Origin of the sequence: Kribbella jejuensis (genome assembly GCF_006715085.1) — a bacterium.
GTDB classification, from domain to species: Bacteria; Actinomycetota; Actinomycetes; order Propionibacteriales; family Kribbellaceae; genus Kribbella; species Kribbella jejuensis.
The window spans coordinates 572,175-594,427 of sequence record NZ_VFMM01000004.1; the positions used below are offsets into that span (position 1 = coordinate 572,175).

The 22,253-nt window shown below is 68.9% G+C and carries 20 protein-coding genes; 16 read left to right on the forward strand and 4 right to left on the reverse strand.

The window, feature by feature from the left end; all coding sequences use genetic code 11:
• Window positions 1-8: 8 nt before the first annotated feature.
• The 8 genes from FB475_RS35455 to FB475_RS35490 all read left to right on the forward strand — a co-directional run bounded on the left by FB475_RS35455 (window position 9) and on the right by FB475_RS35490 (window position 11,524).
• Complete coding sequence (locus FB475_RS35455) at window positions 9-2,270, forward strand: bi-domain-containing oxidoreductase (RefSeq protein ID WP_141862716.1); 2,262 nt, start codon at window positions 9-11, stop codon at window positions 2,268-2,270.
• Window positions 2,267-4,180 (forward strand): heparinase II/III family protein, encoded by a 1,914-nt coding sequence (locus FB475_RS35460; protein WP_202878692.1) that lies wholly within the window; start codon window positions 2,267-2,269, stop codon window positions 4,178-4,180. Before FB475_RS35455 ends, FB475_RS35460 begins: the two co-directional genes overlap by 4 nt.
• A 61-nt stretch (window positions 4,181-4,241) precedes the next feature.
• A complete protein-coding gene (locus FB475_RS35465) occupies window positions 4,242-5,459 on the forward strand; it encodes a Wzz/FepE/Etk N-terminal domain-containing protein (protein ID WP_185759583.1) in 1,218 nt (405 codons plus the stop codon).
• Complete coding sequence (locus tag FB475_RS35470; protein ID WP_141862719.1) at window positions 5,456-7,084, forward strand: YveK family protein; 1,629 nt, start codon at window positions 5,456-5,458, stop codon at window positions 7,082-7,084. The genes FB475_RS35465 and FB475_RS35470 overlap by 4 nt, the downstream gene beginning before the upstream one ends.
• Window positions 7,081-8,313: an O-antigen ligase family protein gene (locus FB475_RS35475; RefSeq protein WP_141862721.1), complete on the forward strand. Its 1,233-nt coding sequence runs from the start codon at window positions 7,081-7,083 to the stop codon at window positions 8,311-8,313. Before FB475_RS35470 ends, FB475_RS35475 begins: the two co-directional genes overlap by 4 nt.
• Complete coding sequence (locus FB475_RS35480; protein WP_141862723.1) at window positions 8,310-9,509, forward strand: glycosyltransferase; 1,200 nt, start codon at window positions 8,310-8,312, stop codon at window positions 9,507-9,509. The genes FB475_RS35475 and FB475_RS35480 overlap by 4 nt, the downstream gene beginning before the upstream one ends.
• A gap of 42 nt (window positions 9,510-9,551) precedes the next feature.
• The gene (locus tag FB475_RS35485; protein ID WP_141862725.1) at window positions 9,552-11,168 is read left to right on the forward strand and encodes a right-handed parallel beta-helix repeat-containing protein; all 1,617 of its coding nucleotides are present in this window, start codon (window positions 9,552-9,554) and stop codon (window positions 11,166-11,168) included.
• Between the two features lie 5 nt (window positions 11,169-11,173).
• Entirely contained in the window at window positions 11,174-11,524 is a 351-nt protein-coding gene (locus tag FB475_RS35490; RefSeq protein ID WP_141862727.1) for a hypothetical protein, read from the forward strand.
• Between the two features lie 36 nt (window positions 11,525-11,560).
• On the opposite strand, the gene FB475_RS35495 is transcribed toward FB475_RS35490, so the two are convergent.
• The 4 genes from FB475_RS35495 to FB475_RS35510 all read right to left on the reverse strand — a co-directional run bounded on the left by FB475_RS35495 (window position 11,561) and on the right by FB475_RS35510 (window position 15,124).
• The gene (locus tag FB475_RS35495; RefSeq protein ID WP_202878693.1) at window positions 11,561-12,130 is read right to left on the reverse strand and encodes an RNA polymerase sigma factor; all 570 of its coding nucleotides are present in this window, start codon (window positions 12,128-12,130) and stop codon (window positions 11,561-11,563) included.
• Between the two features lie 48 nt (window positions 12,131-12,178).
• Window positions 12,179-13,705, reverse strand: a complete 1,527-nt coding sequence (locus FB475_RS35500; RefSeq protein WP_238332641.1) for a sugar transferase — start codon at window positions 13,703-13,705, stop codon at window positions 12,179-12,181.
• Window positions 13,706-14,012: 307 nt separating this feature from the next.
• A complete protein-coding gene (gene pspAA / locus FB475_RS35505) occupies window positions 14,013-14,288 on the reverse strand; it encodes a PspA-associated protein PspAA (RefSeq protein WP_141862729.1) in 276 nt (91 codons plus the stop codon).
• A complete protein-coding gene (locus tag FB475_RS35510; protein WP_141862732.1) occupies window positions 14,285-15,124 on the reverse strand; it encodes a PspA/IM30 family protein in 840 nt (279 codons plus the stop codon). Before FB475_RS35510 ends, pspAA begins: the two co-directional genes overlap by 4 nt.
• Before the next feature lie 167 nt (window positions 15,125-15,291).
• On the opposite strand from FB475_RS35510, the gene FB475_RS35515 reads away from it, so the two are divergent.
• From FB475_RS35515 to FB475_RS35550, 8 genes are all read left to right on the forward strand, one after another.
• The gene (locus FB475_RS35515) at window positions 15,292-15,879 is read left to right on the forward strand and encodes a DUF3043 domain-containing protein (RefSeq protein ID WP_141862734.1); all 588 of its coding nucleotides are present in this window, start codon (window positions 15,292-15,294) and stop codon (window positions 15,877-15,879) included.
• A gap of 21 nt (window positions 15,880-15,900) precedes the next feature.
• Window positions 15,901-16,911: an aldo/keto reductase family protein gene (locus tag FB475_RS35520; RefSeq protein ID WP_141862736.1), complete on the forward strand. Its 1,011-nt coding sequence runs from the start codon at window positions 15,901-15,903 to the stop codon at window positions 16,909-16,911.
• Window positions 16,908-17,117 carry a hypothetical protein gene (locus tag FB475_RS35525; RefSeq protein WP_141862737.1) on the forward strand — a complete coding sequence of 70 codons (210 nt, stop codon included), beginning with the start codon at window positions 16,908-16,910 and terminating at the stop codon, window positions 17,115-17,117. Before FB475_RS35520 ends, FB475_RS35525 begins: the two co-directional genes overlap by 4 nt.
• A 214-nt stretch (window positions 17,118-17,331) precedes the next feature.
• Complete coding sequence (locus tag FB475_RS35530; protein WP_141862739.1) at window positions 17,332-18,030, forward strand: SCO2322 family protein; 699 nt, start codon at window positions 17,332-17,334, stop codon at window positions 18,028-18,030.
• Window positions 18,031-19,116 (forward strand): CbiQ family ECF transporter T component, encoded by a 1,086-nt coding sequence (locus FB475_RS35535; RefSeq protein ID WP_141862741.1) that lies wholly within the window; start codon window positions 18,031-18,033, stop codon window positions 19,114-19,116.
• Complete coding sequence (locus FB475_RS35540) at window positions 19,113-20,723, forward strand: ABC transporter ATP-binding protein (RefSeq protein ID WP_141862743.1); 1,611 nt, start codon at window positions 19,113-19,115, stop codon at window positions 20,721-20,723. Before FB475_RS35535 ends, FB475_RS35540 begins: the two co-directional genes overlap by 4 nt.
• Entirely contained in the window at window positions 20,720-21,529 is an 810-nt protein-coding gene (locus tag FB475_RS35545) for an ECF transporter S component (protein ID WP_141862745.1), read from the forward strand. The genes FB475_RS35540 and FB475_RS35545 overlap by 4 nt, the downstream gene beginning before the upstream one ends.
• Complete coding sequence (locus FB475_RS35550) at window positions 21,522-22,205, forward strand: bifunctional adenosylcobinamide kinase/adenosylcobinamide-phosphate guanylyltransferase (protein ID WP_141862747.1); 684 nt, start codon at window positions 21,522-21,524, stop codon at window positions 22,203-22,205. Before FB475_RS35545 ends, FB475_RS35550 begins: the two co-directional genes overlap by 8 nt.
• The last annotated feature ends 48 nt before the right edge of the window (window positions 22,206-22,253 follow it).

Consider the following 22,253-nt stretch of genomic DNA (forward strand, 5'->3'; position numbering starts at 1 on the left):
GGACGGCTATGAAGCAGGTTGCCCAGAACTACAAGTCCGGCGAGCTGGCGGTGCTCGACGTACCCCCGCCGGGTTGTGCGCCGGGTGGGGTGCTGGTGCGTTCGCTGTACTCGCTGATCTCCACCGGGACCGAGCTGATGAAGGTCGGCGAGGCCAAGCTGTCGCTGGTCGGCAAGGCGAAGGCGCGCCCGGACCAGGTCCGCAAGGTGCTCGACACCGTTGCGCAGCAGGGTGTGATGAGCACGTACAAGAAGGTGATGAACAAGCTCGACTCGTACACCCCGCTCGGGTACTCGCTGTGTGGTGTGGTGGTCGAGGTCGGCGCCGGCGCCGAGGAGTTCAGTGTCGGGCAGCTCGTGGCCGCCGCGGGGAACGAGTACGCGTTGCACGCGGAGTACAACTGGGTGCCGTTGAACCTGTGCGTACCGGTGCCGGACGGAGTGCCGGCCGAGCAGGCCGCGTTCTCCACCGTTGGTGCGATCGCGATGCAGGGTGTGCGGCAGGCCGAGGTCCAGCTGGGTGACACCGCGGTCGTGATCGGGCTCGGGCTGGTCGGGCAGCTCGTCGTCCGGCTGCTGGTCGCGGCGGGCGTCCGGGTGTGGGGGATCGACACCGTCGCCGACCGCTGCCGGATGGCGGAGAAGGCCGGCGCGCTCGCCTGCTCCTCCCCCGACGACATCGACGCCCTCGAGCGGTCGTTGCTGCAGGCATCGAACGGACTGGGCGCGGACCACATCCTGCTGGCCGCCGGTGGGCATTCCAACGGACCGGTGGAGACCGCGGCCCGGCTGGCCCGCGACCGGGCCCGGGTCGTCGACATCGGCAAGACGAAGCTCGACCTGCCGTGGAACGCGTACTACGACAAGGAACTGGACGTCCGGTTCTCCCGGTCGTACGGTCCGGGGCGGTACGACGACCGGTACGAACTGCAGGGCATCGACTACCCGGCCGGCTACGTCCGCTGGACCGAACGCCGCAACCTCGCCTGCTTCGTCGACCTGATCGCCCGCGAACAGATCGACGTAGGCTCCCTCATCGCCAACACCTTCCCCATCGCCGACGCCACCGACGTCTACCAAAAGCTCAGCACCGGCACCTACCCAGGCGTCGGCTTCCTCTTCGAGTACCCAAAAGAAGAAGAAGGCGCCGCGCTCCGCGCGGCGGACGTCGGAGTGGAGAGCGCGGCGGGAGCGGTCGGAGCAGACGAGCGGCCGGGGGCCGCCGCGGGCCCCGAGGCCACTCCGGACCTGCGAGACAGCGCGGGTCTTACAAACAGCCGCCGGCGGGAGCCGGCCGGTCGGCCGGCTCCCGCCGGCGTCGTGCGGGTGGGGTTTGTGGGAGCGGGGAACTACGCGTCCAGCATGCTTCTGCCGCAGCTGCAGAAGGATGAGCGCGCGGTGCTGGGGCGGGTTGCTACCAACAAGAGTTTGTCGGCAGCTAATGCTCAGCGGCGGTTCGGGTTCGAGGCGGTGTCGACCAACGCGGACGAGGTGCTCGCAGACGAGAGTCTGGATGCGGTGTTCGTGGTGACTCGGCACAGTTCGCATGCGGAGCTGGCCTGCCGTGCGCTGGAGACCGGGAAGGCTGTCTTCGTCGAGAAACCGCTGGCTCTGACCGACGACGAGCTGGACCGGATCGTCGCCACGGTGGATGCCACCGGCAACGACCGGCTGATGGTCGGGTTCAACCGCCGGTTCGCGCCGCTGCTGACCGACCTGAAGCACCGCTTCGGCACCCCGGGCGGCAACAGCTCGGTGAGGTACCTGGTGAACGCCGGCAAGCTCGACTCCACCAGCTGGTACCTCGACGCCGGCAAGGAAGGCAGCCGGTTCGCCGGTGAGGGCGGTCACTTCATCGACACGCTCACCTGGTGGCTGAACAGCCTCCCGACCGAGGTGTACGCCGTACCCGGCCCGGACACCGGCGACGTCCTCGTCACGCTCCGGTTCGCCAACGGCTCCGTCGGCACGATCGCGTACGTCGGCGGCGGCAACGCGCGGTTCCCGAAGGAGACTATCGACATCACCGGCGGCGGCCGCAACGCCCGGTTCGACAACTTCCAGGCAGCGTCGGTCTGGACCGGGCGCAAGCCTGCTACCCGCAAGTCCCGCAGTACCGACAAGGGCCAGCGCACCGAACTCGAGCGCTTCGTCGCCGCCGTGAAGTCCGGCGGCCCGATGCCGATCCCGTTCGAGCAACTGGTCGCCACCACCCGCGCCACCATCGCAGTGGACCGCAGCCTGGCCTCCGGCAAACCGGAAGTCGTGTGACCCGCCAGCCCTTGGGCTGGTACGTCCGCCGCCTGCGCCGGATGTCCCCCACCGAACTCATCCAGCGCACCAGCGATGCCGGACGGCGTACTGCCTGGGCCTACCAGCAGGTCAGGCCCGGGCAGGACGCACAGCCGACCCTCCCACTCCGCGGCGAGCGAACCTTCCGTACGACGCTCGCCCCGCAGACCGCCTGTGCCGTACCGGAGGAAGCCCGCAAGGCAGTCATCGAGCAAGCCGACGCGATCCTGGCCGGCAACCTCGAAGTACTGGGCGTCGACCGGACCGACCTGCGTGCACCGGACTGGTTCCGCGACCCGGTCACCGGCCGCCGCTCGGACCCGGCGCAGTACGTGTTCAAGCTGAACCACCGCAACGAACAGGCGGTCGGGAACATCAAGCAGGTGTGGGAGCTGTCCCGGCACCACCACCTCACCCAGCTGTCCGCCGCGTGGTACCTGACCCACGACGACCGGTACGCCGAACGCGTGGCCGAGCACCTCAACGACTGGTGGCGTTCCAACCCGTTCCTTTCCGGTGTGCACTGGGCGAGCGGTATCGAGGTCGGCCTGCGGCTGATCAGCTGGACCTGGATCCGCCGGCTGCTCAACGACTGGCCCGAGATCACCAGCCTCTTCGAGCACAACGAACTCGCGCTGCAGCAGCTGTACTGGCACCAGCGTTACCTGGCCGCGTTCCAGAGCCACGGCTCCTCTGCGAACAACCATGTGATCGCGGAAGCGGCCGGACAGCTCGTCGGCGCGTGCGCATTTCCCTGGTTCAGCAAGAGCGACCGCTGGCGCGCGAACGCCGCAGCCCTACTGGAGAAGGAGCTGGCCGCCAACACGTTCCCATCCGGCGTCAACCGTGAGCTCGCGACGGACTACCACCGCTTCGTCTCGGAGCTCGGCCTGTACGCCGCACTCGAAGCAGACAACGCCGGCCACCCACTGAGTCAGGACACGTGGTCGCTACTGACCCGCACCGTCGACGTGGCCGCAGCGATCGTCGACAGCCGGCTACGTCCACCACGCCAGGGTGACGACGACGAGGGCATGGTCCTGGTACTGGATCCACCGGACGCGAGCAGCTGGTCGGCGTACCTCTCTCTCGGCGCTGCTGTTGTAGGCAAAGCACCGTGGTGGCCAGACAGTCCACCGACGGCGACCTCGGTCATCGTCGGCTCGCTGGTGAACGGTCAGCAAGGGGACCGTCCTGCTGAACGGCCAGGTCACTTCAGCGACGCCGGTCTGACCATTCTTCGGGACAAGACCGTCTGGTGCCGTGCAGACGCCGGTCCGCACGGCTTCCTCTCCATTGCAGCGCACGCACACTCCGATGCGCTCTCCCTCGAGGTACGCGCCGACGGTGTGGACATCCTGGCGGACCCCGGCACGTACTGCTACCACGGTGAAGAGGAGTGGCGGAACTACTTCCGCTCCACGATCGCCCACAACACAGTCGAAGTAGCTCGCACCGAACAGTCAACCTGGGGCGGTGCGTTCCTCTGGCTGCGCGGCGCGACCGGCAAGGTACTGCGGCACTCCCCCAGCACCTGGGAAGCCGAACACGACGGCTATGCCCCCGTGACCCATAGACGTACGGCGGAACTCGAGAACGGCGTGCTCCGCGTGGAGGATCACCTGGACGCGACCGCCGACGTAAGAATCGCCTGGCACCTGGGCCCGGAAGTAGAGATCGACCTGGCGACCGGCCGTCTGCACTGGCCGACCGGCTCGGCATCCGTCGAGCTGCCCACCAACCTCAAGTGGACGACGTACCACGGCAGCGACGATCCGTTGCTGGGCTGGTACTCACCGCGATTCGGCCACAAAGTCCCGACTACGACGCTCGTCGGCGACGGAACGATAACTGCTGACACACCGGCTACCAGCATCTTCCGCTTCTAACGGGTGTATCAGCACCAGGGTCCGACCCTCTATTAGTGCAGACGGATCCTGGAGGGGGCCTGTGAGCGCGCAGCAGTTGGACGTGAAGAAGTCGTGGCAAGCCATTCGCCGGCATCGGCTGCTGGTGGCCGCGGTCGCCGCCGTCGGTCTGCTGGCGGGGATCGGCTACGCGTTGCTGCAGCCGCCGATGTACAGCGCCTCGGCGCTCGTCGTCCTCCCGCCGCCGCCGGAGTCCGCCTCCGGTGCGTCGACGAAGACGCAGAGCATCGACACCCAGGTGTACATCGCGGAGAGCGGACCGGTCCTGCGAAGCGCCGGCCAGAACGTCACGCCGACGCTGACCACCGAGGTGACGCGGACCCGGGTGAAGGCGACCGCCGTCACCGAGGACGTCATCCGCATCGACGCGAAGGGTACGTCGGCCAAGCAGGCCACCCAGCTGGCCAACGCGGTCGCGGAGGTCTACCTGGTCTTCATCACGACCGACCAGAAACTGCCCGGTGACCTGGGCAAACGCACCGGCGCCCGGATCCTCGAGGAGGCAGTCAACGCGCACGGCGGCAGCATGCTCGTCCACATGGGCATCTACGGCGGCCTGGGCGCGATCCTCGGCGCCATCGCCGGTGCGATCCTGGTGCTCGCCAGGGCGCGCGGCGATCGCCGGCTGCGGTTGCGCGACGAGATCGCCGACGCCGTCGGCCTCCCGGTGCTCGCCTCGGTCTCGTCGTACCAGGCGACCGATCCGTCCGACTGGGCGAACCTGCTGGAGCACTACTCGCCGACCGCGGTCGACGCCTGGGCGCTCCGCAAGGTTCTGCACAACCTTGCGCTGGACGCGAAGACCGGGCAGCAGGTCTCGCTGACCGTGCTCTCGTTCGCGGACGACAACAAGGCCCGGCCGCTCGGCCCGCAGCTCGCGGCGTTCGCCGGTACGGTCGGGATCTCGACGTCGCTGGTGATCGACCAGCACCACGAGAAGCCGTCCGGTCAGGTCGCGCTGGAGATCCACCTGGTGCTCGTCGACCGCGACGCACCGCACCTGGACCACACCGAACACACCACCCGCACCATCATCGCGCTCTCGGCCGGCACCGTGACCGCCGAGGAACTGGCCCGGCTGGCGGTCGCGACCGCCGCCGACGACCGCACGATCGACGGCCTGGTGGTCACCGATCCGGATCCGTTCGACCGCACGATCGGCCGGGTCGCGCAGGCGCAGCGCCGCTCCAGCTCGCGGCTCCCGACGCTTCTCACCGGCACGGCAAGGCGGACCCGATGACGAACCAGCAGATCTCCGAGCAGCCCGGCACGATCGCCGGTTGGGCCGAGGACGACGACGGCCTGTTCGCCGACGACCGGTCGACCGCGCATCCGCCGGAGGGACTCGTCACGCTGCGGTACCTGCGCGACGCCGTGGTGCGGCACATGCGGATCTGGATCGTGCTCGCGGTGATCGGGTTCACCGGCGGCCTGGCGACGTACTTCCTGCTGCCCGCGCCGCACCAGGCGGCGGCCCGGTTGCTGGTCACCACCCGCGAGGGCGACGACCCGGTGAAGGCGATGGCGACCGAGATCAGCCTGGCCACCAGCCGGACCGTGGCGGAGCGCACGATCGCGCTGCTCGGCCTGCCCGAGACCCCGGACGAACTGCTCGGCGAGTACACCGCGACGATGCTGACCGATCGCGTGCTGCAGATCCAGGCGCAGGCGAAGACCGACGACCAGGCCACAAAGCTGGCCACGATCCTCGCCCAGACCTACCTGATCTTCCGGCGCGAGCAGATCGGCCTCGACGAGGGCCCGCTGCGCAAGGACCTGACCGCGGCACAGAACGACCTGACCCTGGCCCGGCAGGCGGTCGTTGCCGCCGGCGACGACCCGAACAACCCGCAGCACCCGAACAGCCCGGAGGTCGCGCGGTTCAACGCGGCCGGCGACAAGTTCCGGTTCGTCCAGCAGCAGCTGCTCGACCAGACCACCCGGGCCTCGAAGATGAACGCCAGCCGGTTGCTCGACACGCCGTCCCCGGTGCTCGTCCACGCCAAGCGCGTGCTGGCGATCAAGGCCGGTACCGGACTCATCGCCGGGCTGTTCCTCGGCATCGGGTTCATCGTCGTCCGGGCGTTGCTCTCGGACCGGCTGTGGAAACGGCAGGACGTGTCGAACGCGCTGGGTGCGCGGGTGCGGCTCAGCACGGGACGTCCGCCGCGCAGCTTGTTGCCGTTCGCCAATGCGCTCCGCCCGTCACAGTCGCGGCACCCGGAGATCCGGTTGCTGTCGCAGCACCTCGGTCAGCGGATCGTCTGGTCGAAGCGGCCGACTCCGGCGCTGGCCGTGATCAGCGTGGACGACGTACCGGCATGTGCGCTCGCGGTCGCGTCGCTCGCGGTGGCGCTGGCCGACGAGGGCAAGCACGTCCTGGTCGCGGACCTGACCGGGACCGGCGCGCTCGCGCACCGGCTGGGCGTCAAGGAGCTCGGCACCCGGGAGTCGCAGTTCAGCGAGGCCGGCCGGCGGATCGACGTCTTCGTCCCGGACCCGGACGGGCTGCCGCCTGAGGGCTGCTACCTGCGGCTCGGTGAGAACAACCGGCCGAGCGGTTCGGCCGACGTCCAGCTCGACGCGGCCTGGGACGTCGCGGACCTGGTGCTGACGCTCGCCACGCTGTCGCCGGCGATCGGCGCCGACCACCTCGGCAGCTGGGCGTCGCGTGCGGCCGTGGTGGTGACGGCGGGCAAGTCGACGTCGGCCAAGGTCCGGGCGACCGGCGAGATGCTGCGGCTGGCCGGCCTCGACATCGATTCCGCGATCGTACTGAACGCGGACCGGACCGACGAAGGCGTGGGGGTCGCGGACGCGGAGGCCTCGACCACGACCGCCGACCTCGAGATGTTCGCGCGATGAGCACTGTTACCGCGATCCGGACGCGGCTCGGGCCGAAGCCCGGGTTCCGCGAGGTCTCCCCGGAGCGCCGCCGGCGCCGGCGGGTCCAGCTGGTCTGGGCGCTGCTGGTGATGAACGTGATGACGTACTTCCCGGGCTCATTGCAACTGATCCCGTTCCCCGGGATCGTCGGCAAGCTGATCGCGCAGGGCGCGTTGCCGCTGGCCCTGCTGCTGGTGCTGACGGTCAACCGGCCGGCCCGGGTCCGGCCGAGTGTCTACATCTTCCTGGCCAGCCTGCTCGTCACCGAGGCGGTCATGGCGAGCCTCCGGTCGGAGTTCCTGATCAGTGCGCTGTACCGGTCGACCCGTCTGTTCCTGTTCGTCGTCGTACTGTGGCTGCTCACACCGTGGTGGACCCGCAAGGATCTGCTGCTGGTACGGACGCATCTGATCGTGCTGTGGTTCATCGTCGGCTCGGTGGTGTTCGGCTTCCTGATCGCGCCCGGTGCGTCGAGGCCGGACGGCAGGCTCGTCGGGATGGTCTGGCCGATCCCGCCCACGCAGACCGGGCACTACGCGGCAATGGCTGCTGGACTCACGGTCGTCCTGTGGATGGCAGGGCTACTCAAACGCAACGCCGCGCTCGCCAGTGTGCTCACAGCAGTCCCGGTGCTCCTCCTTACCCACACGCGCACGGCACTGATCGCCCTTCTCGTCGGTTCGGTGGTCGCAGGTCTCAGCCTGTTCACCGCGCGCTCCCGGGTCCGCAAGTTCTTCGCGATCGGCATCGGAGTCTTCTCGGTCGGTGCACTCACCGCGGGCTCGCTGGTGACGACGTGGCTCGCCCGCGGCCAGGACACCGAGCAGGTGACCGCTCTGACCGGACGCACGTTCGTCTGGGACGCGATCATCGCGCAACAGCGCACGACCTGGCAGACCCTGTTCGGCTTCGGGCTGTCCAACAAGTCGTTCAACGGCCTGCCGATCGACAGCAACTGGCTCGGTACGTACTACGACACCGGCGTGCTCGGCGTCTCGTTCTGTATCGCGATGGTGCTGTTCGTCTTCGTGGGCGCCTGGTTCACACCCCAGGGACCACGCCGTGCGGTAGCCCTCTTCATCGTCGCGTACTGCGTCGTCGCCTCGTTCACCGAGAGCGGCCTGAGCGAGGCATCGCCGTACCTGCTCGAACTCACGCTTGCCGCTTCGCTCGTGTACTCCCGTCCACCGCAGGAGGGTGTCGAATGAGGATCCTGCTGGTGCACAACAGGTACCGCTCGACTGCACCGAGCGGTGAGAACCGGGTCGTCGACCAGGAACGTGAAGCACTCACAGCACTCGGCCACGACGTCGGCCTCTTCGAACGGCACAGCGACGAGCTCGAGGACTGGCCGGCCTGGAAGAAGGCCACGCTGCCGGCCCGGGTGGTGTGGAACCCTGCCAGCAAACGCGATCTGGCCGTCACGCTGCGCGCCTTCCGACCGGACGTGGTGCACATCCACAACACCTTCCCCGTGCTGAGCCCCGCCGTGGTCTACGCCTGCCGCGAGGCCAAGGTGCCCGTAGTGATCACACTGCACAACTACAAGCTCCTGTGCGCGAGCGGTGACTTCTACCGTGACGGTGCGGTCTGCCACGACTGTGCAGGCGGTAGCCCCGTGCCTGCGGTCAAACACGGCTGCTACCGCGGCTCCAAGCTCGCCACGGCGACGACGGTGCTCAACACGAGGTCCCATCGTCGTACGTGGCGCAACCTCGTCTCGGCGTACCTGTTCATCTCGGAATCACAACGGAAGCTGCTGGCCGGCATGGATTTCGACCAGGACCGCAGCTTCGTTCGTTACAACTACGTGCCGTACGACGGACCGCTGGGCGGGACACCGAAACGCCAGGTCACGTACGTCGGCCGGCTCGACGCGGCCAAGGGCGCGCCGCTGCTGATGAAGGGCTGGGACGCGTACCGCGAGATCGCCGGCGACGACGCGCTCCGACTCGTCATCGCGGGTGGCGGCCCGCTGCTCGACGAGGTGACCGCCTGGGCCGCCGACCGGCCGTCGGTCGACCTGCGCGGTCTGATGCGCAAACCCGACGTGTTCGAGCTGATGCGCGAGTCGCGGGCCGTCGTGCTGCCGTCGGAGTGGGAGGAGACGTTCGGGCTGGTGGTGGTCGAGGCGATGGCCGTCGGCGTGCCGCTGCTCGCCTCGAGCCACGGGTCGTTCCCGGAACTCGTCACCGACGGCGTCGACGGCGCCCTGTTCGATCCGCGCCGCCCGGACGAGCTGGCCAAGCTGCTGCTCGACGTCGACACCGCCCCCGACCGGTACGCCGAACTCGGCCGGAACGCGCGGTCGACGTACGAGAACCGGCACGACCCGCAACGCAACCTGCGGCAACTGCTCGACATCTACCGGTTCGCGGTGGCGAACCCGGTGCCCACCCCGTAGCACCTCGCCAGGCCCCCGAAGGAAGACCCCCGAAGGAACACCATGGAACAGCGCGCCCCGAACGGCCCTCCGGCCGCGTGGTACCGCCGACGACGCAACCTCGTTGCCGGCGGCATCCTCCTGCTCGTCGGCGGGCTCTCCACGACGGCTGTGCTGGTCGCGGACGGCGATCCGGCCCACAAGGCGAAGCCGGCGCCGCCGGGCGCATCCGCCACGGTGGCAGCGGTCAAGGCACCGGTCACGCCCCCGGCCAAGGTCTGCGGGAACACCAAACTCCTGACCGGACCGGCACAGGCGCCGGCCGGCGCGGTCGTCGTCAGTACGTCGCAGAACCTGTCGACACTGACTGCGCAATCCCCTGCCGGTACGACGTTCTGGCTGTCGCCCGGTCGGCACCGGCTGACCAACGACGAGTTCGTCCAGGTCGTCCCGAAGGACGGCAATCACTACATCGGCGCGCCCGGCGCCATCCTCGACGGCGCCAACCGGAACCGCTACGCGTTCACCGGGTACGCCAAGGACGTCGTGATCAGCCACCTGACCATCCAGAACTTCGGGAAGGTCCGTGGCAACAACGACGAGGGTGTGGTGAACCACGACTCCGGCACCGGCTGGACCGTCGAGGCCAACACGATCCAGCACAACGCGGGCGCCGGCGTGATGCTCGGCAGCAAGAACGTGCTCCGCGGTAACTGCCTCAAGGACAACGGGCAGTACGGGTTCAACGCGTACAGCCCGCAGCGGGTCGCGAGCATCACGCTCCAGGGCAACGAGATCACCGGCAACAACACCGACGACTGGGAGACCGTCCGGCCCGGCTGCGGCTGCACCGGCGGCGGGAAGTTCTGGGCGGTCAGCGGAGCGATCGTGCGCGGCAACTGGATCCACGACAACCGCGGCGCCGGGATGTGGGCGGACACCAACAACACCGCGTTCGCGATCGAGGGCAACTACATCGCCGGCAACTACGCCGAGGGCATCGTCTACGAGATCAGCTACAACGCCTCGATCCGCGGCAACACGTTCATCCGGAACGGGATCGGCAAGGGCCCGACCAACACCGGATTCCCGACCCCGGCGCTGTACATCTCCGAGTCCGGCGCCGACAAGCGGGTGCCCGGCATGTTCAACCAGACCTTCGAGGTCAGCGGCAACGTCTTCACCGACAACTGGGCCGGCGTGATCCTGTGGGAGAACGCGGACCGGTTCGCCGGGTCCGCCGCCAACACCAGCAGCGGTTCCAGCACGCTGGTGAACCCATCCGTGGTCAACAACGCGAGCTGCAACGCCCAGAACATCAAGAACGAGCCGTACGTCGGTGACTGCCGCTGGCGGACCCAGAACGTCCGCGTGCACGACAACGTGTTCAGCCTGGACCCGGACAATCTCGGCGACAAGTGCGCTTCGCGGAGCGGCTGTGGCTACAACGGCATCTTCTCGAACTGGGGCACGTTCCCGGAGTGGTCGCCGTACAAGGCCCGTACCGTCGAGGACTCGATCACGTTCCACCAGGGCAACCGGTTCTTCTCCAACACCTACAGCGGCCCGTGGAAGTTCATGGTGCACGAGCAGGGCAATGCGGTGAACTGGGCCGCCTGGCAGGGCGCCCCGTACGGGCAGGACCAGGACAGCGTGATCAAGGTCAACGGGGAGCGCTGACCACGATGACGACTGTGCCTCCGGAGCGGGCCGCCGGCGAGCAGATCGCACTGCTCCGCTCGGTCGGGTACGCCGCGTTCGGCCGGCACGAGCGGGACCTCGACGTCCTCGACCTGGTCTTCGACAGCCTGATCGACACCCCCGGAGCCGCCGGGGTACGCCGGCTGCGCTTCGCCGGGCACGGCGTCACGCTCGACGTCCAGCGCACGCCGGAAGGCGTGGAGCTGCGGGTGTCGCCGGCCGCGCCCGTGGTGGTGGAGTCCCGCGGGGACGAGGCCAACCGGCTGGTCAGCTTCCTGTTGCGGTGGCCCGGTGGTACCCAACGACCGGTCCGGACCGCCTGGATCATCTTGTGATCCCTGGTGGCGGTCCGGACCGGGTGGCCTGCTGCCTCAGGAGGCAAGCAGCAGTCTGAGTTTGTCCAGGCAGCGGCCGCGGATCGGCCCGATGCTGCCGATCGGGATGCCGATCGTCGCGGAGATCTCGGCGTACGGCGCCGGCGGGTCGGCCATCAACATGCCGAGGAGTTGCTGCCAGCGGTCCGGCAGGCTCTCCAGCGCCCGCCGGACGTCGTCCGCGCGTTCGCCGGCCAGCAGGTCGGCGTCCAGCTCGGGCTGGTCACCGGCCACCTCCTCGAACGCGGTCGACTCGTAGGTCAGCAGCACGCGCTTGCGGAACGCCAGCACCCGCAGGCATTCCCGGCGTGTGGTGACGACCAGCCAGGCGCCGACCCGCTCGGGGTCGACGCGGTTGATGTGTTCGAGCAGCCGCAGCCAGACCATCTGCGAGACGTCAGCGGCGTCGCTGTCGGTCAGGCGGAAGCTGCGGGTCACGGCCCAGACGAGCCGGGCATAGTGGTCGACCAACCGGCTCCACGCCCCCTGGTCCCCGGCCGCCGCCTGGATCACCAGCGTCGCGGCGTCGGACCGGTCGGTGGCCGACCTCTCCATTACTACGGTCACGAATTCCCCCCTCGGGAATGCACAGCATTTTCGGTACTGCGAACCCGCCTAGTACGCGCCGTCGCTCCCCAGCACGGCACGCGCGGTCTTCCACAGAATCAGCAGGTCCAGCGCGATCGACCAGTTGTCGGCGTACCGCAGGTCGAGCCGCATCGACTCCTCCCAGGTCAGGTCACTGCGACCGCTGACCTGCCACAGGCCGGTCAGCCCTGGTTTCACGAGCATCCGGCGGGCGTCGTCGATCTGGTACTGCGCCACCTCGGCCGGAAGCGGCGGACGCGGGCCGACCAGTGACATGTCCCCCCGGAGCACGTTCACCAGCTGCGGCAGTTCGTCGATCGAGAACCGGCGCAGGTACTTGCCGACCTTGGTGATCCGCGGGTCGTCGCGGAGTTTGAACAGGATGCCGTTGCCCTCGTTCAGCGCGTGCAGCTCGGCCTTGCGTTCCTCGGCGTCGACCACCATCGTGCGGAACTTCAGCATCTTGAACTGCTCGCCGCCACGCCCGACCCGGGTCTGCTTGAACAGCACCGGTCCGCGGCTGGTGAGCTTCACGACGATCGCCGTGACCAGCAGCAACGGCGCCAGCGCCAGCAACATCAGGCAGCCGACGACCCGGTCGAAGACGTTCTTCAGCACGTGCGGTCCACCGCTCACCGACGGCCGCTCCAGATGCAGCAGCGACAGCCCGGCGACCGGACGGATCGAGATCCGCGGGCCGGCCACCTCGACGATGCCCGGCGACACGATCAGCTCGACGCCGCGCTGTTCGAGCGCCCAGGACAGCTTGCGCAGCGAGTGCCCGGTGAGCTCCGGGTCGGCGGCCACCGCGACGACGTCGACCTCCCACTCGTCGACGGCTTTGAGGATGTCCATCTCGGCACGGCCCAGCCGCTCCGGTTCCGGCTCCTCGAAGGCGTCACCGCGCGGCAGACAGCTCGCCACCACGACGTACCCGTCGGTCTTGCGCTCCTCCAGGTGCCGCCGCAAGGTGGTCACCTGGTCGTTGCGGCCGACAACGAGCACCTGGCGCATGCAGCGGTTCAGGAACCGCCGCTTGGAGATCTGCCGGTGCAGCAGCCAGCGGGCGAACATCGCCGCCAGACAGGTCATCGGCACCGCCAGGACGACAAAGCCACGCGCAACCTGGCTCTTCGTCGCGTACGACGTCACGGCGACCACCGCTGTCAGCGCGACAGCGGCCCGGATGATCGATCGGAACTCCTCCGGCCCGGTGCCGAAGTAGCGGGTCTCATAACCCCGCTCCAGCGCCACACAGACCAGCCAGGCGACCGGCAACGCCGCGCCCAGCAGAACGTAGCCGAGGTCGATCTGGGCCCCGAACCGGACCAGCAGCGCCAGCGACACACCGAACAGCGCGGCTCCCAGGTCGCCGGCGAGCGCGGCCCACCGGTACTTCGCGACCCAGCGCGCCTCGGTGGACCGTGCCGATCGCGGCACGATCGCCGGTACTTCGTCCGGTACCACCCAGACCGGCCGACGACGCTCCCCCGACGGCGCCGGCCGTAAGTCAGCCGGATCGGCCAACCCCTCGGACATGACGAATTCAGTCACGCACAGTCACCCCCCACAGGTGAGAAGCGAAACCCGTGACCAACCCACTCCCCGTCACGGACCTCGTCCAACGTCGCCCCCACAACGACGTGAACCAGAGAGTACTACGTGGCCGCGGCAGAAGACAGCACCGGACGCGAGTGTTTACCTGCGGGCAATGCGACTGCCAGGTTCCGAAAATGCCGAGACCCCGGGAACCCGTTTCCGGATTCCCAGGGGTCTCAAACGACTACTTCAAGTGATCAGTTGCCGGGTCGGGGCACCGATCGGTCAAGCGTCAGTCGGCACCGCCCAGGTCGGCTCTGCCTCAGCCGGCGATCAGGCCGTCGCCGCTGATCAGTTCGCGCATCTCCGCGAGCGAGCTGTCCGACGGGGGCAGGATCGCGTCGGAGTCGTGCAGCTCGTCGTCCGGCACCTTCTCGCCGGAACGGACGAAGTCCAGCAGAGCGGCGAAGGCGGTCTGGTAGGCCGCCTCGTCGCCGGACGACACGGCCTTCTCCAGGTCGCCGTCGACCGCGTTCAGCGCGTCGACCTTGTCGTCGGCCAGTCGCCACTGGCCCTCACCCATGATGCGAACGATCACCGAACATCTCCGTCCTGAGGTCGCGCCGGCTCTGAGGCAGGTTGGGCGGCTGGTTGGGTGGCCGGCTGCTGCACTGGCTGGGCGGGCTGCTGGGCGGTCTGCTGGCCCTCACCGGAGAGCTCCTTGGGCGCGCTGCCCCCGGACAGCTGGGCCTTCATCGCGGCCAGCTCGCTCTCCACGTCGGAACCCGACGACATCCGCTCGAGCTCGAGCGTGATGTTGTCCTTGCTGGTACCGGAGGCGTCGTCGAGCGCGCCGGAGGCGAGCAGCTCGTCGATCGCGCCGGCCCGGGCCTGCATCTGCTGGGTCTTGTCCTCGGCCCGCTGGACCGCGAGGCCGACGTCGGACATCTCCTCGGAGATGCCGGAGAACGCCTCGTTGATCCGGGTCTGCGCCTCGGCCGCGGTGTAGGTGGCCTTGATGGTCTCCTTGCGGGTCCGGAAGGACTCGACCTTGGCCTGCAGCCGCTGGGAGGCGAGCGTGAGCTTCTCCTCCTCACCCTGCAGCTGCGCGTGCTGGGTCTGCAGGTCGTCGATCTGGCCCTGCAGCCCGGACTTGCGGGTCAGGGCCTCCCGGGCCAGGTCCTCGCGGCCCATCGAGAGCGCCTTCTGCGCCTGCTCCTGGAGCTTGGCCGACTGCGACTGCAGCTGGGAGGCCTGCAGCTCCACCCGCTTACGGCTGGTGGCCACGTCGGCCACGCCCCGGCGGACCTTCTGGAGCAGCTCGAGCTGCTTCTGATACGAGTAGTCAAGGGTTTCGCGAGGATCCTCGGCCTTGTCCAGGGCGGAGTTCGCCTTGGCCTTGAAGATCGTCGACATCCGCTTGAAGATGCTCATCGATATCCGTACCCCTTCTGTGCCGGACTGACGACCCGGCGTGCGTGCCTTCCACCCTATGTGCCACCGGGTCACCACACCATCGGGACAGGCCCCGATAAAGTAGTCGGAAGGTCCGGGGACCACCCCGACTCGCGACCTGCCCTTGCGAATGAGGTTCTGACCCCGTGTTCCGTCGTACCAAGTCTGAGACAGCTACCACCGTACCTGCCGAGCCCCAGGGCAAGCCGGGCGGCAAGGGCCGTCCCACGCCGAGCCGCAAGGAGGCGGAGGCGGCCCGGAAGGCGGCGTTCAAGAAGCCGCGCAACCGCAAGGAGGCCTCCTCGATCCGGCGGGAGAAGATGCGGACCGAGCGGGCCAAGATGCAGCAGGCCATGCAGACCGGCGACGACCGGTACCTGCCGGCCGCCGACAAGGGCCCGGTCCGGCGGTTCGCCCGCGACTACGTGGACGCCCGCTACTCGGTGATGGAGTTCGCGCTGCCGATCCTGCTCGTGGTGTCGCTGGTCGGCGTGGTGTTCTCGCCGCAGTTCCCGTGGCTGGCCGGGATGGTGAACCTGCTGTTCCTGCTGATGATCCTGCTGATCGCGGCGGACTGGTTCCTGCTCACGCAGGGACTGAAGAAGCAGATCGGGATCAAGTTCCCGAAGGAGTCCACCAAGGGCATCGGCTTCTACGCGGTCCGGCGGACCATGCAGATGCGCCGCTGGCGGCTGCCGAAGCCGATGGTCAAGCGTGGCGAGAAACCGTCCTGACCGAGGCAGTAGGGTCGGGGTATGGACTTTCGCTATCTCGGCAACAGCGGTCTGAAGGTCAGTGAGATCTCGTACGGGAACTGGCTCACGCACGGGTCCCAGGTGGAGAACGAGCAGGCCAAGGCCTGCGTGCGGGCGGCCCTGGACGCCGGCATCACGACGTTCGACACCGCCGACACCTACGCCAACACCAAGGCCGAGTCGGTGCTCGGTGAGGCGCTGGCCGGCGAGCGCCGCGAGTCACTGGAGATCTTCACCAAGGTGTACTGGCCGACCGGCCCCGGCGGACCGAACGACACCGGCCTGTCCCGCAAGCACATCCACGAGTCGATCAACGGCTCGCTGAAGCGGCTCGGCACCGACTACGTCGACCTGTACCAGGCGCACCGGTACGACACCGAGACGCCGCTCGAGGAGACGATGGAGGCGTTCGCCGACGTCGTCCGGCAGGGCAAGGCGCTCTACATCGGCGTGTCGGAGTGGACCGCGGAGCAGCTCCAGGAGGGCCACCGGCTGGCCCGCGAGCTGCGCATCCCGTTCGTCTCGAACCAGCCGCAGTACAGCATGCTCTGGCGGGTGATCGAGGCCGAGGTGGTCCCGACCTCGGAGGAGCTCGGGATCAGCCAGGTGGTGTTCTCGCCGATCGCACAGGGTGTGCTCACCGGCAAGTACCTGCCCGGCCAGCAGCCGCCGGAGGGCTCCCGGGCCACCGACGCGGCGGGGTCGAACTTCATCAAGCGGTTCCTCACCGACGACGTACTGACCCGGGTCCAGGAGCTCAAGCCGCTCGCCGACGAGGTCGACCTGTCGCTGTCGCAGCTGGCGATCGCCTGGGTGCTGCAGAACCAGAACGTCGCCTCCGCGATCATCGGTGCCTCCCGGCCCGAGCAGGTCACCGAGAACGTCAAGGCCTCCGGCGTGAAGCTCGAGGACGACCTGCTGAAGCGGATCGACGAGGTGCTCGGCCACATCGTCGAGAGCGACCCGGCGAAGACCGCGCAGAACGCCCCGCAGAAGCGGCCGAACTCGTGAGCTGGACCTGGCGGTTCGAGACCGCTACCGGTGCACTGGTCGACCCGGGCGAGGTCGGCGGCGCGGACTTCTCCGCCCAGGGCGACGCGGAGAGCTGGCTGGGCGAGGTCTGGCGGGACCTGGCCGACCGCGGCGTCGGTCAGGTGTACCTGCTGGAGGACGGCCGTGAGGTGTACGGGCCGATGAGTTTGTCGGCAGCAGAGTAGAGTTCGGTCGAACCACACGCCTGTGTCACAGGGAAGCCGGTCCGAGTCCGGCGCTGACCCGCAACCGTAGGCCACCGCTCCTGGTGGCGAGCCGGAACACTGTGACGCAGGCGGTCAGGCTCAACTACCCGCCGTGGCCCGCGGGTGGAGCCCCTACCCTGCCGGTGCAGGCGGGACCTCCTCCACCGGGCTGCGGCCCGACCGAGGAACCACAATGACTGCACATCGCCGGACCTTACGACTGGTCCTCAGCCTGCTGGCGGGTCTCCTGCTGGCTGGGACCGTTGCAACCAGCGCCAGGGCCGAGGACGGCTACCGCTTCTGGGGCTACTACCAGTGGACCAACGGCCAGTGGGCCTTCTCGCAGAAGGGCGCTGACGCCTACGTCCCGCCGGACGGGGCGGTGGAGGGCTGGCGATTCGCCCTGGGCGGCGCGAAGCCGCGGGTCCCGCGGGCTGCCGGCGACTTCGACGCGATCTGCGGCAAGACCCCGGCGGAGACCGGGAAGAAGCGGGTGGCGTTGGTGGTCGACCCGGGGACACCGGAGGACGCGGTCGCCGGTGAGACCCCGGGGCAGGCCAGCGGGACCTGCGTGGTGACCGACCCGAAGTCGACCGGCGCGCAGATCCTGGCCGCGACCGGTCCGGTACGGATCGAGAAGGGCCTGACCTGCGGCATCGCGGGGTACCCGGCCAAGGGCTGCGGCGACCAGGTGAAGAACATCAAGGTCCCGGCCACCGACCCCCCGGTCACACTGCAGATCAAGGCGGCCGTCGGTTCCTCCGCGCCCGCTCCGGCGGCGCCGGACAAGAGTGGTACGCCGTGGACCGGCATCATCATCGCGATGATCGTGGTCGTCCTCCTGGCCGGCGGCGGGTTCTACCTGACCCGTCGGCGTACCGCGACCAAGTAGATGCGCGCCGTACACCACCTCACACTCCCCCGGGCGCTGCACCCGGGGGCCTGGTGGTTGTGGGCGCTCTGCATGGCTGTTGCGGCCAGCCGGACGCGCAACCCGATCCTGCTGGTCCTCATCCTCGCTGTGACGGGGTTCGTCGTGGCTGCCCGCCGGAGCGACGCGCCCTGGGCGCACAGCTTCACGGCGTTCTTGAAGCTCGGTCTGCTCGTCATCGGGATCCGCGTTGTCCTGCAGGCCTTGCTGTCCACCCGCTCGCAGGGCAACACGGTGCTGTTCACACTGCCGCAGATCCCGTTGCCTGACTGGGCTGCCGGCGTGAAGCTTGGCGGCCAAGTGACCGCAGAGGCTCTGGTGACGGCTCTGTACGACGGTGGTCAACTGGCCGTCATGCTGTGCTGCGTCGGCGCGGCCAATGCGCTGGCGAGCCCACGCCGGTTGCTGAAGTCGTTGCCCGGGGCCCTGTACGAGATGGGCGTCGCCTGTGTCGTGGCGCTGACCTTCGCGCCACAGCTGGTCACGGACGGCCGCCGTATCCGGGCCGCTCGCCGCCTCCGCGGCCGTACTCGCGCCGGCTTCCGTACGACGGCCATGCCGGTTCTCGAAGGTGCACTGGACAGGTCGGTGGAGCTGGCCGCTGCGATGGACTCCCGTGGATACGGGCGCACGGCGCAAGCTCCTCGGAGCCAGCGTCGGCTCACAGCGCTGTGCGTGCTGCTCGGTCTGCTGGGGATCCTGCTCGGTGTCTACGCGTTGCTGACGGACTCCATGGCGTTCCCACTGGCCGCGGCCACGCTGGCGATCGGTGTACTCCTGGCAGTCGCTGCGATGGTAGTGGGACGTCAGCGGGTCAGCCGGACGCGCTACCGACCCGACCCGTGGGCCCTGCCCGAGTGGCTGGTCGTAGCGGCCGGTGCTGTTGCTGCAGGCGCCATGGTGACCGCGGCGGTCCGTGGCGTGGACGGTCTGCTCCTGGCCGGTCCGTTGGTGATTCCACCGGTGCCGGTGTTGCCAGTGGTCGGCGTACTGGTCGGACTGGTGCCCGCGCTGGCCGCACCACCGCTCAAGAAGGGCGCCGCATGATCGAGTTCGACCAGGTGACCGTGACGTACGACGGAGCGCGTGCGCCCGCCCTGCAGGACGTGAGCTTCACCGTGCCGGAAGGTGAGCTCGCGCTGGTGATCGGGCGGACCGGGTCCGGTAAGTCGACGTTGCTCCGGGCAATCAACGGCTTGGTGCCGCACTTCACCGGCGGCGCGCTCGCCGGACGGGTGCTGGTGGACGGGCGGGACACCCGGGCGTACCGGCCGCGGGATCTTGCCGACGTGGTCGGGATGGTCGGGCAGGACCCGATGGCCGGGTTCGTCACCGACACGGTCGAGGACGAGCTCGCGTACAGCATGGAGTCGCTCGGCGTGCCGCCGGACGTGATGCGCCGGCGCGTCGAGGAGACGCTCGACCTGCTCGGGCTGGCCGACGTACGCGACCGGGCGCTCACGTCGTTGTCGGGCGGTCAGCGGCAACGGACCGCGATCGGTGCGGCGCTGACGTCGCATCCCGCCGTACTCGTACTGGACGAGCCGACGTCGGCGCTCGATCCTCAGGCGGCCGAGGAGGTGCTGGCCGCGCTGCAGCGGCTGGTGCACGACCTGGGTGTCACGGTGGTGATGGCTGAGCACCGGCTGGAGAGGGTGATCCAGTACGCCGACCGTGTGATCGAAGTACCGGGCGGAGCTGCTGCTGTGTCGACTGGGCTGCCTGCCGAGCGCATGGTGACGGCACCGGTCGCACCACCTGTCGTGGAGCTCGGACGACTGGCTGGCTGGTCACCGCTTCCGCTGTCCGTGCGAGACGCACGGCGGGCGGCTGTGACGTTGCGAAAGCAGCTGGACTCTCCTCCCCCTCCGCGTGGTGTTGGACAGCTCGGACCGGAGCTTGCCCACTGCAAGGACCTGGTGGTGAGCTACGGCACCGTCACTGCACTGCGTGGCGTTTCCATCAGCGTCAGGGCCGGCGAGGTGGTCGCGCTGATGGGTCGCAACGGCGCGGGCAAATCCACGCTGCTCAACGCATTGGTCGGCATCGTCCCGGTCCGCTCCGGTACGGCGGTTGCCGCTGGTACCGACCCTCACCGCACCAAACCGAAGCAGCTCGTCAAGGCCGTCGGACTGGTACCGCAGGAGCCCGCAGACCTCCTGTACGCCGCTACGGTCGCGGACGAGTGCTCTAGCGCCGACTCGGACTTCAAGGTGCCCGCTGGTAGCTGCCGAGCGCTGTTAGAACGGCTCGCGCCTGACGTGGCATTGGACATGCACCCGCGGGACCTGTCCGAGGGACAACGGCTGTGCCTGGCGCTGGCCGTCGTACTGTGTGGAGCGCCGCCGCTCCTGTTGCTGGACGAGCCGACGCGCGGACTGGACTACGGCGCCAAGCGGCGGCTGGTGGCAATACTGGGCGAGCTCGCCGCCGCGGGACACGCGGTGGTGCTGTCGACGCACGACGTGGAGATGGTGGCCGAGGTCGCCACCCGGGTGATGGTGCTCGCCGAGGGTGAACTGGTCAGCGACGGCCCGACCGCCGAGGTGATCGCCGGATCGCCGGCGTTCGCACCCCAGGTCGCGAAGATCCTGGCACCGCTACCGTTCCTAACCGTCGGCGAGGTTGCCGACGCCCTGGACCGAGCCTCATGAACCTCATCCGGCTCAAGCCTCGCAGCACCGTCGCGTTGTTCGTCGCCTCTCTCGTCGGTGTGCTCGCCTTCGCCTGGCCGCTCTTCTTCCAGACGTCGCAAGCAGGCGAGTCGGCGATCGGGCACACCACCGACGCTCCGTGGCTCTTCGTGTTGCTGCTCCCGCTGCTGGTGGCCGTCGTACTTGCGGAGCTCTCCGAGGCCGGCATCGACGCGAAGGTGATCTCGCTCGTCGGCATGCTCGCCGCGGTCGGTGCGGCACTGCGGGCGTTGGGCCCTGGTACGGCGGGACTCGAGCCCGGGTTCTTCCTGCTGGTGCTGGCAGGGCGGGCGTTCGGCGCCGGGTTCGGGTTCGTCCTCGGGGCGGTGTCGCTGCTCGGCGGGGCGCTGATCAGCGGCGGGGTCGGGCCGTGGATGCCGTTCCAGATGTTCGCCTGCGCGTGGGTCGGTTGCCTGGCCGGGTTGCTGCCACGGGCCGGCGGGCGGCTCGAGCTGCTGCTGCTGGCGGCGTACTCGCTGGTGTCCGGGGTGCTGTACGGCGTGATCATGAACCTCTGGTTCTGGCCGTACGCGACGTTCGGGAGCGACTTCTCGTTCGTGCCGGGTGACTCGCTGGCCGACAACCTGCACCGGTACTTCCTGTTCGTGATCGCGACCTCGCTCGGGTGGGACATTCCGCGCGGGATCCTCTGCGCGGTGCTGGTACTGGTGCTCGGACGGCCGATTCTCAACGCATTCCGGCGTACCGCCCGCAAGGCGGCGTTCGAGGCGCCGGTGGTCTTCGAACCCAGGAGGACGGATGCCTGACCGTACGTTGGTGCTGGGCGGCGCCCGCTCCGGCAAGTCGATCGCGGCCGAACGGCTACTGGCCGATGTACCGGACGTCGTATACGTCGCCACCGGCGGCGACGACGCCGGCAGCCCCGAATGGGCCGCCCGCATCGCCAAGCACCGAGCCCGCCGCCCACCCACCTGGAGCCTGGCCGAAACCATCGACCTGATCCCCCTCCTGCAGTCCCCCGGCCCACCCCTCCTGATCGACTGCCTAACCCTCTGGCTCTCCCGCACCATGGACACCCTCAACGTCTGGGATAACCTCTCCCACCCCATCCCCACGGCCCCCACAGATCCCACGGGCCTGGCGAACCCCACGGACCCGGCGGACCCCACAGGCCCGGCGGACCCCACAGGCCCGGCGGACCCCACGGGTGCGGCCAACCCGGCCGACCCGGCCGACCCGGCCGAGCGTCAACCGACGGCTGTCGACCTGCTCGAGCAGGAGATCGTCCGGCTGGCTGATGCCTGGGCCTCGACGCCCCGCCGTGTGGTTGCCGTCAGCAACGATGTCGGCTCCGGAATCGTCCCCGCCGACCCCGGCACCCGCCTGTTCCGCGACCTGATGGGCCGCCTCAACACCACCATCTCCCTGTCCTCCACCCAAGTCCTCTGGACCATCGCCGGCCGAACCCTCCCCCTGACATGACCACCCCACCCAACGAAAACCCCGCCGAGAACAACCCACCAACCCCCG